General features: G+C 37.1%; 10 protein-coding genes. 2 read left to right on the top strand and 8 right to left on the bottom strand.

The features are described 5' to 3' along the window. Window positions 1-38: 38 nt before the first annotated feature. Entirely contained in the window at window positions 39-3,386 is a 3,348-nt protein-coding gene (locus tag AC27VX_RS06605) for a DEAD/DEAH box helicase (RefSeq protein WP_488694543.1), read from the top strand. Between the two features lie 72 nt (window positions 3,387-3,458). Here AC27VX_RS06605 and AC27VX_RS06600 read toward each other — a convergent pair whose 3' ends face one another. The 7 genes from AC27VX_RS06600 to AC27VX_RS06570 all read right to left on the bottom strand — a co-directional run bounded on the left by AC27VX_RS06600 (window position 3,459) and on the right by AC27VX_RS06570 (window position 10,546). Next, entirely contained in the window at window positions 3,459-4,277 is an 819-nt protein-coding gene (locus tag AC27VX_RS06600; RefSeq protein ID WP_488694541.1) for a GLPGLI family protein, read from the bottom strand. Window positions 4,278-4,604: 327 nt separating this feature from the next. After that, complete coding sequence (locus AC27VX_RS06595; RefSeq protein WP_236859045.1) at window positions 4,605-5,915, bottom strand: GEVED domain-containing protein; 1,311 nt, start codon at window positions 5,913-5,915, stop codon at window positions 4,605-4,607. Window positions 5,916-6,144: 229 nt separating this feature from the next. Further along, entirely contained in the window at window positions 6,145-7,038 is an 894-nt protein-coding gene (locus tag AC27VX_RS06590; protein WP_488694539.1) for a leucine-rich repeat domain-containing protein, read from the bottom strand. A gap of 103 nt (window positions 7,039-7,141) precedes the next feature. Then, the gene (locus AC27VX_RS06585; protein WP_488694537.1) at window positions 7,142-8,317 is read right to left on the bottom strand and encodes an acetyl-CoA C-acyltransferase; all 1,176 of its coding nucleotides are present in this window, start codon (window positions 8,315-8,317) and stop codon (window positions 7,142-7,144) included. 153 nt (window positions 8,318-8,470) lie between these two features. Then, entirely contained in the window at window positions 8,471-8,971 is a 501-nt protein-coding gene (locus AC27VX_RS06580) for an endonuclease V (RefSeq protein WP_300686551.1), read from the bottom strand. Then, window positions 8,968-9,342 carry a VOC family protein gene (locus tag AC27VX_RS06575; RefSeq protein WP_488694535.1) on the bottom strand — a complete coding sequence of 125 codons (375 nt, stop codon included), beginning with the start codon at window positions 9,340-9,342 and terminating at the stop codon, window positions 8,968-8,970. The genes AC27VX_RS06580 and AC27VX_RS06575 overlap by 4 nt, the downstream gene beginning before the upstream one ends. A gap of 163 nt (window positions 9,343-9,505) precedes the next feature. Next, window positions 9,506-10,546: a M28 family metallopeptidase gene (locus AC27VX_RS06570; RefSeq protein WP_488694533.1), complete on the bottom strand. Its 1,041-nt coding sequence runs from the start codon at window positions 10,544-10,546 to the stop codon at window positions 9,506-9,508. Between the two features lie 161 nt (window positions 10,547-10,707). Here AC27VX_RS06570 and AC27VX_RS06565 point away from each other — a divergent pair, with 161 nt between their 5' ends. After that, complete coding sequence (locus AC27VX_RS06565; RefSeq protein ID WP_488694531.1) at window positions 10,708-11,847, top strand: aminotransferase class I/II-fold pyridoxal phosphate-dependent enzyme; 1,140 nt, start codon at window positions 10,708-10,710, stop codon at window positions 11,845-11,847. 72 nt (window positions 11,848-11,919) lie between these two features. On the opposite strand, the gene AC27VX_RS06560 is transcribed toward AC27VX_RS06565, so the two are convergent. Then, window positions 11,920-14,655 carry a sodium-translocating pyrophosphatase gene (locus AC27VX_RS06560; protein WP_488694529.1) on the bottom strand — a complete coding sequence of 912 codons (2,736 nt, stop codon included), beginning with the start codon at window positions 14,653-14,655 and terminating at the stop codon, window positions 11,920-11,922. Window positions 14,656-14,717: the final 62 nt, after the last annotated feature.

The following is a 14,717-nucleotide window of genomic DNA, read 5'->3' as shown; positions in this document are numbered from 1 at the left end:
TTACTTTGTTTTTTGTAAGTTTGTCAGGATCAATTTTTATGGCAGAATATATTCTTGAAGATGTCAATATCAGCACCCTATCCGTGTATGATCTGTTGAAACATACCACAGACAGTGCGTTTATTGGTATCAAAGATTTTTACGGAATTTATCCTGTAACCATTGAAAATAATACAGGAACATTTACAAAAAGAACATCTCTTCAGGATTTTCCTATCGTTACTGTGAGCAGGATTGGCCATTCTGTTCTTTGCTCCTGTACCTGTGATAATGCGCAGAATCAGCTCTGTTCCCATCAGACAGAAATTATCCATGCTATTCTGGAAGAAAAAAAATTCCGGGCGTTTTTTGATGATACGCTTCGTAAGAATATGTTTATCCCAAAAGCAAAGGCATATGGTCTGGAACATGAACCAGATCTCGATCTTTATTTTCAGTTGAACTATACAGAAGGCAAAATTGAAATTCTTCCTAAAATCAAAGAGATATTACCTCTGGATGGCCTGATATTAGAAAGAGATTTTATTCCACAGCAGCCTTCTCTTATGGATCAACTTTCATTACTGGCAAACGGCAAAAAGCAGATATTAGTGATGGGAAAACACCGTTACTATAATCATCTGGTTTTTTCTTTAATGGAGTCAGAAATTACCCAAAACGGAAAAATTAAAAACCCGGTTACTTCTGTAGATACCATGCAGCTGATATGGAAAGCGGAAAAACCACAGGATATTAAATTCTACACGGCCGTTACCTCTTTCCAAAATAATTATAACGAAGATTATAATCACTCAGAACTTGAAGCTTTAAAACTGATTGTACAGAATCCTCTGGAGCTGGAGGTATATTATCATGACCGCGAAATTGCAGAAACCATCTCTGCAAAGTCGCTTACCCCTATTGAACTTAAAACTTTAGATGCAGAGGTACAACTATCTGTATTTAAGAAAGATCCTTTTTATGAAATAACAGGAGAATTACAGTTCAATGATCTCTCCATACCTTTTAAAAATATTGTTCTTAAAAATGAATATTTTATATATAACAAAAACGTATTCAGCTTCATAGACCATCCGGACCTCCTCAGAATCATTAGATTTTTTAAAGCTAATAACGAGATTCTGCTTATTCATTCTTCAAAATATGATGATTTTATGCAAAACATCCTGTCTACTCTTGAAGAACGTATACACATCAATTATAACTACATACAAACAGCAACGAAAGCACAGCTTGAAGATAAAAATTATCAGATAGAAAAGGTTGTTTATCTTCGTCAGCAGGAAAATTATATCGGAATTACGCCTGTAATGAAGTATGGCCAGGTAGAAGTTCCGGTATACTCCAGGAAGCAGATTTTTGATATGGATCAAAATGGAAATCCATTTAAGATAGAAAGAAATGATGCTGCAGAAGCCCGTTTCACTTCTCTGATTATGCAGCAGCATCCTGATTTTGAAGAGCAGATGGACGGCTATCAGTATTTTTATCTGCACAGAGATAAGTTCCTGGATAACAACTGGTTTCTTGAAGCATTTGATGTATGGCGCAATGAAGGAATTACCATACTCGGTTTCAATGAATTAAAAAACAATAAGCTTAATGCTCACCGGGCGAAGATCAACATTCAGATTACCAGCGGACTGGATTGGTTTAATGCCAAGCTAAAAGTAGGATTCGGACAAAAAGAAGCAACACTGAAGCAGCTTCACAGAAGTATCCGCAATAAAAGCAAATTTGTACAGCTGGATGATGGTACTTTGGGCATCCTTCCGGAAGAATGGGTAGAAAAAATATCCGCTTATTTTCAGGCCGGCGAAATTGATGAGGAATTACTAAAAATTCCAAAGATTAATTTTACTGAAATTTCCTCACTTTTTGAAAAAGAAGTACTTAATAAAGAAGTTCAGAATGAAATTACAACCTACTCATCACAATTTTCAAAGGCTAAAAAAATACCTGTAGTGAGTATTCCGGCTACGTTAAATGCTGAATTGAGAGATTATCAGCATGATGGACTGAACTGGCTGAACTTTCTTGATGGATTTAATTTTGGAGGATGTCTGGCTGATGATATGGGACTTGGAAAAACCATTCAGATTATTGCATTTATTTTGTCACAGCGGGAAAAACGGGGGCATACCACCAATCTCATTGTAGTACCTACTTCCCTGCTTTTCAACTGGCAGGAAGAAATCAGCAGGTTTGCACCTTCTATAAAAGTTTTACTGCATTACGGAGCAGACAGATCCAAAACAATTATTCATATGCCTGAATATGAAGTAGTCCTCACCACTTATGGAATGCTGCTTTCCGATATTCGGTTTCTTAAAACACTCCATTTCAATTATATTTTTCTTGATGAATCACAAACCATTAAGAATCCAAATTCAGAGAGATATAAGGCTGCCCGTCTGCTTCAGTCGAGAAATAGAATTGTATTGACAGGAACGCCTGTAGAAAACAGTACTTTTGACCTTTACAGCCAGCTTTCTTTTGCCTGTCCCGGGTTGTTGGGAAGCAAGCAGTCTTTTAAAGATATTTATGCTATTCCTATTGATAAATTTGAATACAGTAAACGTGCTGTAGAACTTCAGCAGAAGATAAAACCATTTATCCTCAGAAGAACCAAAAAACAGGTAGCCAAAGAGCTTCCTGAGAAGACGGAAACGGTGATTTACTGTGAAATGAATTCAGAACAGCGCCGGATCTATGATGCTTATGAAAAAGAACTCCGGGAATTCATTGCCAGCAATGACGATGACGAACTCAATAAAAACAGTATGCATGTTCTTACAGGGCTTACAAGGCTTCGGCAAATCTGCAACTCTCCTGCACTGATTAAAGAAGGATATTCCGGGGAAAATGCCGTAAAAATCGAGATTCTGACAGAACAGATTCTCGGAAAATCAAAAGACCATAAGATCCTGGTATTTTCACAATTTGTGGGGATGCTGGATCTGGTTAAAGCTGAATTGGAAAAACACGGTATTTCATTCGAATACCTTACAGGGCAAACAAAAAACCGAGGAGAAAAAGTCTCTAATTTTCAGAAAAATAAAAATGTCAGAGTATTCCTTATCAGCTTAAAGGCGGGAGGTGTTGGGCTTAACCTTACCCAGGCTGATTATATTTATCTGATAGATCCTTGGTGGAATCCTGCTATTGAAAACCAGGCAATTGACCGAAGCTACCGTATTGGACAAACTAAAAATGTAATTGCCGTCCGAATGATCTGTTCCAATACCGTGGAAGAGAAAATACTGATCCTTCAAAAGAAAAAAAAGCTGCTGGCCCAAAATCTGCTCCAGACGGATGGAAAAAAACTACAGGGATTATCAAAGCGTGACCTGATGGACTTGCTGGAAACCGATTCTCAGAAATAACGGTTCTGGCTTTAGCGTCAATATAAAGCTTAAAAAGTCTGCTTCATATTTGAAGCAGACTTTTTTATGAGGTTATTTATAATTGATTTTCTTATCCAGATCAATTGGATTATTATACTTTTTAATGGTTTCTTTTAATCTTTCATTTACTTCACGTCTATTGGCAGCATTCACCTGCGTTCCGTCATTCAGGAAAAACTGATCGCCCTGTATTCCATTCCTGATGAAATTAATAGGAGATTCATAAAAGGCCAGTTTTGTACTTTTATACTTTTCCCATGGGGTGGCGACACCGTTTTGCTTTGCCATATCTATAAACATATTTTTCACCGGCTTATCGAGTTTTGTAGATTTCACCAGTTCAAATTTATAGTTACTTTTATCATCATAAAGCTCTATGATCAGCCCCGGCAGGCCATGAAATTTGTACGGACCTTCCTGAAAAGGGATTTCTTTAGCAAACCATGCAGTCCATTCTCTGCCTCCATAATGAGTGGTTGCTTTCTGTAAGGTAAAATTCTTAACTTTTTTACTTTCGTTTGTCAGTTTCCAGTTTTGAGTATCATTAGTCTGCAGTTTTAAAATCGTATTTTCCAGCAAATCATATTCGTTATACATCTCTTCTCCCGGTTTATGCGAAACGATAGTGGAAGTATTGAGTTTAGCATCTTTTGGAAACTGAATATTATTACTGATCAGAGAATCGGCAATAAAAAAATCTCTCTGATAATAATCTGTTCTGTCCGGATGTATGTCCAGGTGAAAATTTTCTTTTGTAAGAATTTCTGATGCAGGATCTTTTTTATAAACAACATCATAGATAAAGCGGTGGGTTTGAGCTTGTGCCCAGAACCCTGCAGAAAGAACTGCAATAAGTACTGTTTTTTTCATGGTATTAGATTTCTATATCATACTCAAAGAGGTTTCAACAGTTTTTGAAAGGGTCCTTTTGATATGAAATAGCAGGTTTAAATGTTTCTGTAAAAATAAGTTCAATTTCTCAGCCCGGAAACACCTGTACTTTATAAAGTTTTGATAATTTTTAAGGTTAAAAGTTAAAGATTCCTGTTTGAAATTTAACAATTACCACCCATAGAATTATTTTAGTTAAAATCCTCTTAAAGACGGTCTTTTCGGGATAAAAAACAAAATCGACAGGATAATAGGACCTGTCGATTAAAAAAACAAAAATTGATATGGATATGATTAGATATGTGTTTATTTTTTAATGATTTTTTCGGTGATTACTTTTTTATCTTTTGTAAGGATTCTGATCATATATGTTCCCGGAATAAGGTTTTCCATATTTATGGCCAGAGAAGTTCCTTCCTCTATTTTCTGCCCTGACAGCGTATAAATCTCATATTTATCGAGACCTTCTTTCATTTTGATCGTTGCGGAACCTGTTGCTGGATTAGGATATATCTTCACCAGAGCTGTTGAATTTTTAGAAACCTCAGCTGTAGAGAGGCTTTCAAGCTGTACATTGATTGTATAATCTTCCACCTGTCCTATAAACCAGGCCTTAGGACATGGAAGATTTTCCAATACTCCCATCCACGAGTTTGATTCATATGCTTTTACCAGTCTGAAACGGGTCTCTCCCAACAAAGCATTCATAGGTATTGTAATATTCCCTAAAACCACGCCGGATTGGTCACCAGCAACAGGATTGGAGTTATCCAGATACCCTAAATTGAATACTTCATCGCTATCAAAAAGGTTATTGTGATTGAAATCTATATAAGCATAGGCTGATACCGTAGATTGTCCGTGAGTGCCTCCTATTACTTTAATCGGGTAATTATTTCCACGGTTAACATTGAAAACAACACTTGTAAAATTCTCAAGAACATCCGAATTACCATTGATAACACTGTTATTGACCATTCCTGCAAATTCTACTCCACCAATTTCACTTACTGTAAGACTCGTTACATTTTCAGTACCACAGTACGGGAAAGGAAAATTCGCGGTGCTTCCCAAAATATTCACCGTATATTCTTCTGTCTGCCCTGCCCTTAAGCTTGAGTCACAGGCTGAATTGATAGAATTGGGAGCATTAGGATCTGAATAGGCTGAAACATTTGTATTTTTAAGAACTCTCATTCTTGTACTTCCATTCGCAGCAGTAGCCGGGATAACGATGGAACTGTTGATTGTGAAAGCATTAGCAGGATTAGCAGCCGCAATTCTTCCGATATAAAAACTTTCACCTGCATCATCAAAATTCCCATTCTGATTAAAATCGATAAATACTACCACATCACTTGGGAAAGTACTGGATGGGCCTTTCACTGAAATCGGATACGAGTTTCCTGCCTGCAGATCTGTGGATATAGAAGTGAAGTTTTCATAGATCTGTGCATTTGAAGACTGAACGGATGAGGAATTATTAATATTCCCAAAGGTAACATTGCTAATCATATTGCTGTCAGCTCCATACTGAAAGGCAGGCATACAGTACTGTACCTGAGCATTCATCAGTGAACAGAGAGCAACAGCAGAAAGGGTAGTTATTTTTTTCATTTATTCTTAAATTTCTTGAGACAAATTTATATTTATTTAGAATCAATAAAAATAAGAACACAATGACATTTGTCAGTTTATTCATATTTGCTGATAATTAACTCAACAAATAACATCAAATCACCGGATTAATTAAAAATAATGAACAATGGATGCTTGAAAAAATCGGCTATTCTTAAATTATAGTAAGGAATAGCCGATTATTTAACAGAAAAATCAACTTCTGCTGTTAATCTTTATGATAGTTTGAAATGATTTCAATAGCAGCCTGTTTATATTCCTCATACTGTTTGACAAATGCTTCAAGTTTAGCTGATGCGCCTGGCTTGTTCACTTTTACTCTTCCCTGCCCTTTTCCAAGTAATGTTACATAACCTTGGTCCGTATAATCTATGTTAGTATAAAGCGGCCATGAGAACCCTTTCTGAAATCCCTTCTTCACTGAAGGTAAGGCAGTTTCCAGAAAGGCAAATTCCGGGGTTTCCAGTGTCGCCATTCCTATTCTTATGTACTGAAGCTTTTTCAGTTCCAATACTGGAAGAAAAGCCGGAAAATCAGACTTACAATTAATTAACCCAAGGCTGAAAAATTCTAAATCAGGAAGCCCTGCCAAAAATGAAAAGTTATTGATAGGCTGTTTCCAGTCTAATGTACCCTCAATATGAAGAAACTTTAATTTTTTTATCCCGCTAAGCCCGTCAAAATCTGAAATACTGCGCAAATTTTCCAGATGAAGGCATTTCAGCTTTGCAAGGTGCTGTAACGGTGAAAGATCTGTAAATCCTGAAACATATTCCAATGCGAGTTCTTCTAAGTTCACAAAGTTTTTCATAAATTCAATATCTTTAGTCCGGAAAGAGGTAATTCTTAATCTTTTAATATTATTCAGTTCGCTGATCAGCTGAATCTGTTCCTGACTGGGCTGATCGAGATTAAGTTCTTCAATATTAGGGTATTCAAAAATCTGCTTCCAGTTTTTATGGTGTTTACTAACTGTTATAATTTTAACATCTTCTTTATCCGAAATTTCTTTATCAACAGAATATACCACTCTCTCATTAGTCGGAATCATTTTCCAATAATCCCCCTTTCTATCCAATAAATCCTCAAAATGTTCTCGCATTAGTATTATATTATTTTACAGAATTTTTCAAAAGATCTCTCAAAATATATTGAAATTTATGAATTTTATTTTAAAAGCTTCAATTTAGTCTTTTCCCTGAATTTCAGCTTATATTTTCTATAAGAATTGCTGATGCTCCTCCGCCTCCGTTACAGATTGCTGCGATCCCGTATCTGCCCTTTTCCTGACGTAATACATTCACCAGTGTTGTTATAATACGTGCTCCGGAAGCCCCGATAGGATGCCCTAACGCAACAGCTCCCCCATAAACATTTACTTTATCTAAATCATAGCCCAGAATCTGCTGATTGGATAAAATAACAGATGAATAGGCTTCATTAATTTCAAAATAATCAATATCAGAAAGGCTTAGACCTGCCTGCTTCAATACTTTATTAATAGCTATTGAGGGTGTGGTGGTAAACCATTCCGGTGATTGGGCTGCATCAGCATAGGCTATAATTTTAGCCAATGGAGTAAGATTATGCTCCTTAACAGCTTCTGAAGATGCCAGGATTATGGCTGCAGCACCATCATTTAAATTGCTTGAGTTAGCTGCAGTGAGTGAGCCATCATTTTCAAAAGCAGGTTTTAGCAGGGAAATTTTTCCCGGGATAAGTTTATCAATATCTTCATCTCTATCTATCACTGTCGTTCCTTTTCTTCCTTCAACTGAAATACTGATCAGTTCATTACTGAATTTACTGTTTAAAACAGCATCCTGAGCTCTCTTATAAGAAAGCAAAGCATAATCATCAAGCTGCGGTCTTGTAAGCCCGTATTTCTTCACACCAAGTTCTGCTGCACTTCCCATATGGAAATCATTATAGACATCCCACAAGCCATCTTTAATCAATCCGTCTGTAAGCGTTGTATCTCCTAATTTTTTACCGTGACGGAGATGCGTATAATGCGGAACATTACTCATACTTTCCATACCTCCTGTCATTACAATATTTTCCAGTCCAAGCTGAATTTGCTGTGCCCCTATCATTGCTGATTTCATTCCGGAAGCACAAACTTTATTGATCGTTGTAGCATCTTTATTTACCGGAATTTTAGAAAAAACAGCTGACTGTCTGGCTGGTGACTGCCCTACGCCTGCACTTAGTACATTTCCCATATACACGCTGTCTATAGACTCCGGGGTGAGCTGTACACTTTCATAGGCATTCTGTATGGCCAGAGCCCCTAGCTGAGGAGCTGAAAATCCGGAAAGACTTCCCATAAATCCACCGATAGGTGTACGCTTAGCTGCAATTATAAATACTTCTTTCATAGTTATATGTTATTTAAAAATACCAATCGGTATATTTTTAGTTAAAAAATTTCCTCCCTTCTGATGGGATCTATACAAATATAAACAATTTATACCGATTGGTATTATTTGTATTAAAAAAAGTCTTACAACTTATGGTAAGACCCCAGATTTTTATTTCCGACTCAGTTGATCCAGTTTTTTCAGTAAGGTTGGAATCCTGAAAGTACCGTGCATCAGCTCTATTTTGGATTTTATTTCATCTACATCAACCCCTTTTGCAGTAAGAAAAAGAGGCGTTTTACTTTCTCCCCGCAATACATTTCTCCTTTGGGAATCAGGACTTGTAAATCCGTTTTTTGCAATTCCAACAATAGGATATTTTTCTTCTAAAGCTTCGTACAAATGTCCACCTAATCCGATTTTACCTTCATTATCAAGGGTTACATAACCGTCAACAAGGATAATATCCCCAGGACGTAATACTATTTTCTTTAACAGGCTCAAGATGCATGGCAACTCTCTTTTATAAAATGCTCCGCTTTCATATTCAGAGTTGATATCTGTTTCTTCAATAAAGACCTCAACTTCATCTTCTGAATCCCAGTTTTCAAATGCAAGACATACCGTATTGGCATAGTCTTCATAATAATAGGTGTCAAATGCGTATATCATATTTTATTCTTAAAAAACTCTCCAAAATGCCATAAAATTCCTGACGGATCATGTACAAAGCATTCTTTTCCCCATTCCATTATTCTTACGGGAGTAAGTTTTACATTTTCATATTTACTGGCAAGGCTGAGTGACAAAAGCTCCTGCCAAAATTCATCTGTATTGTCAACTTCCATAAAAATCATTGTATTTTCTATCCAGTCTTTGGCATAATAGTCCTGAAGGTAAAAAGCTGTTTCCTGTTTTCTGAACAAAGAAAGCTTAGATTCAAGAACTATTTCTTCAAAACCCAGATCTTTATAGAAATTTCTGCTTATCTCAAAGTTTTGGGCTCCAATAAAAGGGCGGATTGATTTTACCTGCTGTTTCATGGCTGCTTTTTATTTTTATGAATCCTTTTAAATCGGATGTTAATCGTATTATTGGCAAGCACAAGGTTTCATCTTTTATAAATTTCAAACGGCATTTAAAAAAGTTCTTTATTTTAATGGCTTTTATTTATCATTTCTTTGTCCTTGCCAACAAATAACATTATTATTTCCTATCTACAACAATTCTTTCTGCTCTGTTGGCAATGTCCCAGGCAGTAGTGAAAATAAGCTGAGTTCTCTTTTCCAGCAAATTATAATCAATTTTGTCCGGATCATCAGTCGGTTTGTGGTAATCTTCATGAATTCCGTCAAAGAAAAATGCTACAGGAATATTATGTTTTGCAAAATTATAATGGTCTGAACGGTAATACAATTGCTCAGGATCATTCAGATCATCATATTTATAATTAAGTTCCAGGTTATTGGTTCTTTTATTGGCAGCTTCGTTGATGACTTTAAGCTCTGAGCTCAACATTTCTGAACCAATTACATAGACATATTGCTTTCCTCTGTTGGCAGGATCATCACGTCCAATCATATCTATATTAAGGTCAACTACTGTATTCGCTAACGGGAAAACAGGGTTCTGGGAATAGTATTCTGAACCAAATAAACCATGCTCTTCTCCTGTAACGTGCAAGAACAACATAGATCTTTTAGGTCCTTTTCCTGCTTTTTTAGCTTCCTGGAAAGCTTTGGCAATTTCCATTACAGCAACGGTTCCGCTTCCGTCATCATCAGCACCATTGTATACCACTCCGTTTTTCACTCCAACGTGGTCATAATGAGCAGAAACAACCACAATTTCTTCAGGTTTTTCGCTTCCTTCGATAAAGGCCAGAATATTTTCAGAATCCGGAAGGTTACCTCCTCCTCTTTTTTTCATAAAATCTGCAGGAACTTTCTGGTAATAAGAACCTAATGCTTTGGGCCCTGAAATTCCTAAATTTTTATAATAGTTAATGATATACTCTCCCGCTTTTTTCTGTCCTTTACTTCCGGTATCTCTCCCTTCCATCTCATCGGATGCAATTACATAAAGGTTCTTCTTAAGGTCCTCAGCTTTGATCATCTTATATGCATCAGAAAAAGCCCTATCATGCTTTGTAGATACAGGATGGGATGATTTACCATCAGACATTTTTGCCGTTCCGCAACTGCTAAGTACAGCTACAGAAAATAACGGAATAAGTAGTTTTTTCATAAAGAATAAATTTCTTAAAAATAACATTTTTTATTGAATCTAAGCGACAAACGACAAAGATCTTAAAACCAGGGCAGAATCATTCATTTATTAATATATCACAAAAATTAAAATCAATACTGCATTAATTTTTTATTACATTTGAGAAAATTACAAAATAGATGAAGGAAATACAGAATTATACTCATTATTCCTTTTTTACAGCAATGTCCGAATTGGCATCAAAGCATGGAAGCTATGATCTTTCGTTAGGTCTTCCTGATTTTGATATTGATGAAAGGCTCAAATTCTTTTTAAAAGAATCGGCTGAACTCGCCACTCATAATTATGAACCTCTTGCAGGTAACCCTCTCCTGATTAAAAATATTGTTAATTTTAATGCAAAAAGAAAAAACAGCATTGCTGTTACCACCCGGGAAGTAACTATTATCCCATGTGCAACTTTTGCTTTATATACTGCACTCAAATCTATTCTGAATCAAAATGATGAAGTTATCATTATTCAACCTTCCTATTATACTTATGGGCCTTCTGTGGTAATGAATGGAGGGGTCCCGGTGTACTATGATCTAGAAGATGATTTTACTGTAGACTGGGACGGATTCAAAGATTGCATTTCTGAAAAAACAAAAGCTATTATTGTCAATTCCCCACAAAATCCAACCGGAAAAATTTGGAAAAAAGAAGACTGGAACCAGTTGTATGACCTCATCAAAAACCGTGAGATCTATTTGATTTCGGAAGAGATTTATGATACCTACTGTTATGATGAGACTGATCATTACAGCTCATTTATTCATCCTGAGCTTAGAAAACGGACATTTTGTATTTTTTCCTTTGGAAAAATGTTTCATACCTCAGGGTGGAAAGTCAGTTATATGCTCGCTTCCGAAGAGTTAACGGCAGGATTCAGGTGCCACCAGCAATATATTTCTTACAGTGCCAATGCTCCGGCTCAGTATGCTTTGGCAAAATATATGGAAGTATTTGATCCGAAAATGAATACCGTCATAATGCAGAGGAAAAGAGATATTTTTAACGATCTTCTTAAAGAAACATCCCTGATCATTGAACAAAAGGCAGAAGGAAGTGTTTTCCAGATCGTCAATTTCAGAAATATTTCCCGTACCATGACTGATGTAGAGTTTTCAAAATGGCTGACTGTAGAGAAGAAAGTGGCCTGCCTTCCTCTTTCAGCGTTTTATCATTCAAGACATGATTCAGATTATATAAGGTTCAGCTTTGCTAAAAAAGATGAAGTAATCATTCAGGCTTTGGAACATCTGAGAAAAAATCTTTAATTCTTAAATTCAATCTGGCACCTATAAAAAAGCACCGCAAAAACGGTGCTTTAATAGTATTTTCAATTGATTTTAAAAAGCCAGAACTCTTACATCAATTCTTCTGTTTTTTGCCTTACATTCATCGGTATCATTAGCTTCGCAAACAGGATGTTGTATTCCGTAGCCTTCAGCTTCTATTCTGTCCGCAGGAACACCCAGTTCCAAAAGCTTAAGCTTTGCTGTTTGTGCCCGTAAACTGGAAAGCTGCTGGTTGCTTTCTTCACTTCCGCTGTTATCAGTATAACCGCCTAGCTTTATTTTCATATCAGGATAAGCATTTAAGATTTCAGCCAGGATATTCAGCTGCATTTCATAACCAGCTTTCAGATCACTTGATCCTGTTTGAAAATAAAGGTTTTCAATGGTATACCATTTATTAGAATCCAATATAGACTTATCTCTTTGCTTAACAGCCTGATAAAGCTGATAAAGCTGGCTACCATCTCCTAAGGCAATAGTTTGACCTCCGTTCAGTTTTATTTTCTGGATATTACCTGTTTCATACACAAAATCTCCGTTTTCGTTAAGATGACCTTTCACTTCACTAGGTGAAGACGGCACTCCGGTAAGATCTGTATTCAATGCAGTTGAATTCATATTGGAAATTCTCATAAGGCTTTCCAGCTTAGCCTTTCTGTTGGCTTCAATTTTATCTTTATGCAGCACAGCAAGAGTAGGTGCTATCACTAATGAGACAATCGACATCAGCTTAATAAGGATATTCATAGAAGGGCCGGAAGTATCTTTAAACGGATCTCCCACAGTATCTCCTGTTACAGAAGCTTTATGAGGTTCGGATCCTTTATAATAAGTCTGTCCGTTGATATCTACTCCTTTTTCAAATGATTTTTTTGCATTATCCCAGGCTCCTCCTGCGTTATTCTGAAACATTCCCATCAGAACTCCAGTTACTGTAGCACCAGCTAAAAATCCTCCCAACACTTCAGGACCAAAGATAAAGCCCATTAGTAATGGAGAAATAATTGCAATAGCTCCAGGCAGCATCATTTTTCTAATGGAAGCATCCGTAGAAATGGCAACACATTTTTCATATTCCGGCTGTGCTTTTCCTTCTAAAATTCCGGGAATTTCGCGAAACTGTCTTCTGACCTCTTCCACCATGGCCATTGCAGCCTGCCCCACTGCCGTGATGGCTAATGAAGAAAATATAAATGGTATCATCCCGCCTACAAACAGCCCAGCTAAAACATCGGCCCTGTAAATATCTATTCCATCGATGCCGGCAATTCCTACAAAAGCAGCAAACAAAGCTAATGCAGTTAATGCAGCTGAAGCGATAGCAAATCCTTTTCCTGTAGCCGCTGTTGTATTTCCTACCGCGTCGAGAATATCTGTTTTTTCACGGACTTCTTTCGGCAGTTCACTCATTTCAGCAATACCTCCTGCATTATCGGCAATTGGTCCAAAAGCGTCAATGGCCAGCTGCATTGCTGTGGTAGCCATCATCCCTGCCGCTGCAATAGCTACTCCATACAGCCCTGCACATAAGTAAGAACCATAAATTCCGCCTGCCAACACAATAATCGGCAGCAAAGTAGACTCCATTCCAACGGAAAGTCCTCCGATAATATTGGTTGCATGGCCTGTGGAAGACTGTCTGACAATACTGGAGACGGGTCTTTTTCCCATGGCTGTATAATATTCTGTAATGATACTCATTAAGGTTCCTACAACCAATCCTACCATAATAGCTCCAAACACGCCCATTTTTGTGAACTCATGCCCTCTTAGAACCATTTTTTCAGGAAGAATATAGGTTACCAGAAAATAGGATGCGACGGCAGTAATAACAATACTTCCCCAGTTCCCTAAGTTCAGTGCATTCTGTACACTGGATGTAGATGAACCTTCATTATCATTAATTCTTACAAACAGGGTTCCTATCATCGAAAATATAATCCCGGTTCCTGCAATCAGCATCGGCAAAAGAATGGGTGCAAAACCTCCAAAAGAATCATCAGAGATTGTTTCTCTTCCCAATACCATAGTGGCAAGAACAGTAGCCACATAAGACCCAAAAAGATCCGCTCCCATGCCCGCAACATCTCCTACATTATCTCCTACATTATCTGCAATAGTTGCCGGATTTCGGGGATCATCTTCAGGAATTCCCGCTTCTACCTTTCCTACCAGATCTGCGCCAACGTCTGCTGCTTTTGTATAAATTCCGCCTCCAACTCTTGCAAAAAGAGCTATAGATTCGGCACCCAGAGAGAATCCGGTAAGAATTTCAATTGTTCTTTCCATTTCGTGAGAATCTACCGTGGCTTCGGGTGCAAAAATCTGTTTAATGATCAAAAACAGAGCTCCCAAACCCAAAACAGCCAGCCCTGCAACTCCCATACCCATCACAGAACCTCCTGCAAAAGATACCTTAAGCGCTTTGGAAAGTGATGTTCTTGCTGCTTCAGCAGTTCTTACATTTGCCTTTGTAGCGATCTTCATCCCAATAAATCCTGCTGAGGCAGAAAATATGGCCCCTGCTACGAAGGCAAGCCCTATACTCCAGTGTGAATTGGCATTACTAGCTCCCATTATAGCCAGTAAAATAGCAACCACTACTACGAAGTACATTAAAATTTTGTATTCGGCTTTTAGAAAGGCCATTGCACCATCAGCAATGTGTCCGCTGATTATTTTCATTTTTTCGTTTCCGGCGTTCTGCCTACTTACCCAATTGCTTTGAATATAAGTATAGACTAAAGCCACCACACCAAAAACAGGAATTAAATAGAACAAATCCATAGTTTATTATTTTTATATTAAAAAAATGTAATTAGTCTTATAAATATACTCAATTTATAAAC

The organism is Chryseobacterium sp. 14P4.3.2 (assembly GCF_057799275.1).
This window is presented reverse-complemented; position numbering and strand designations above follow the sequence as displayed.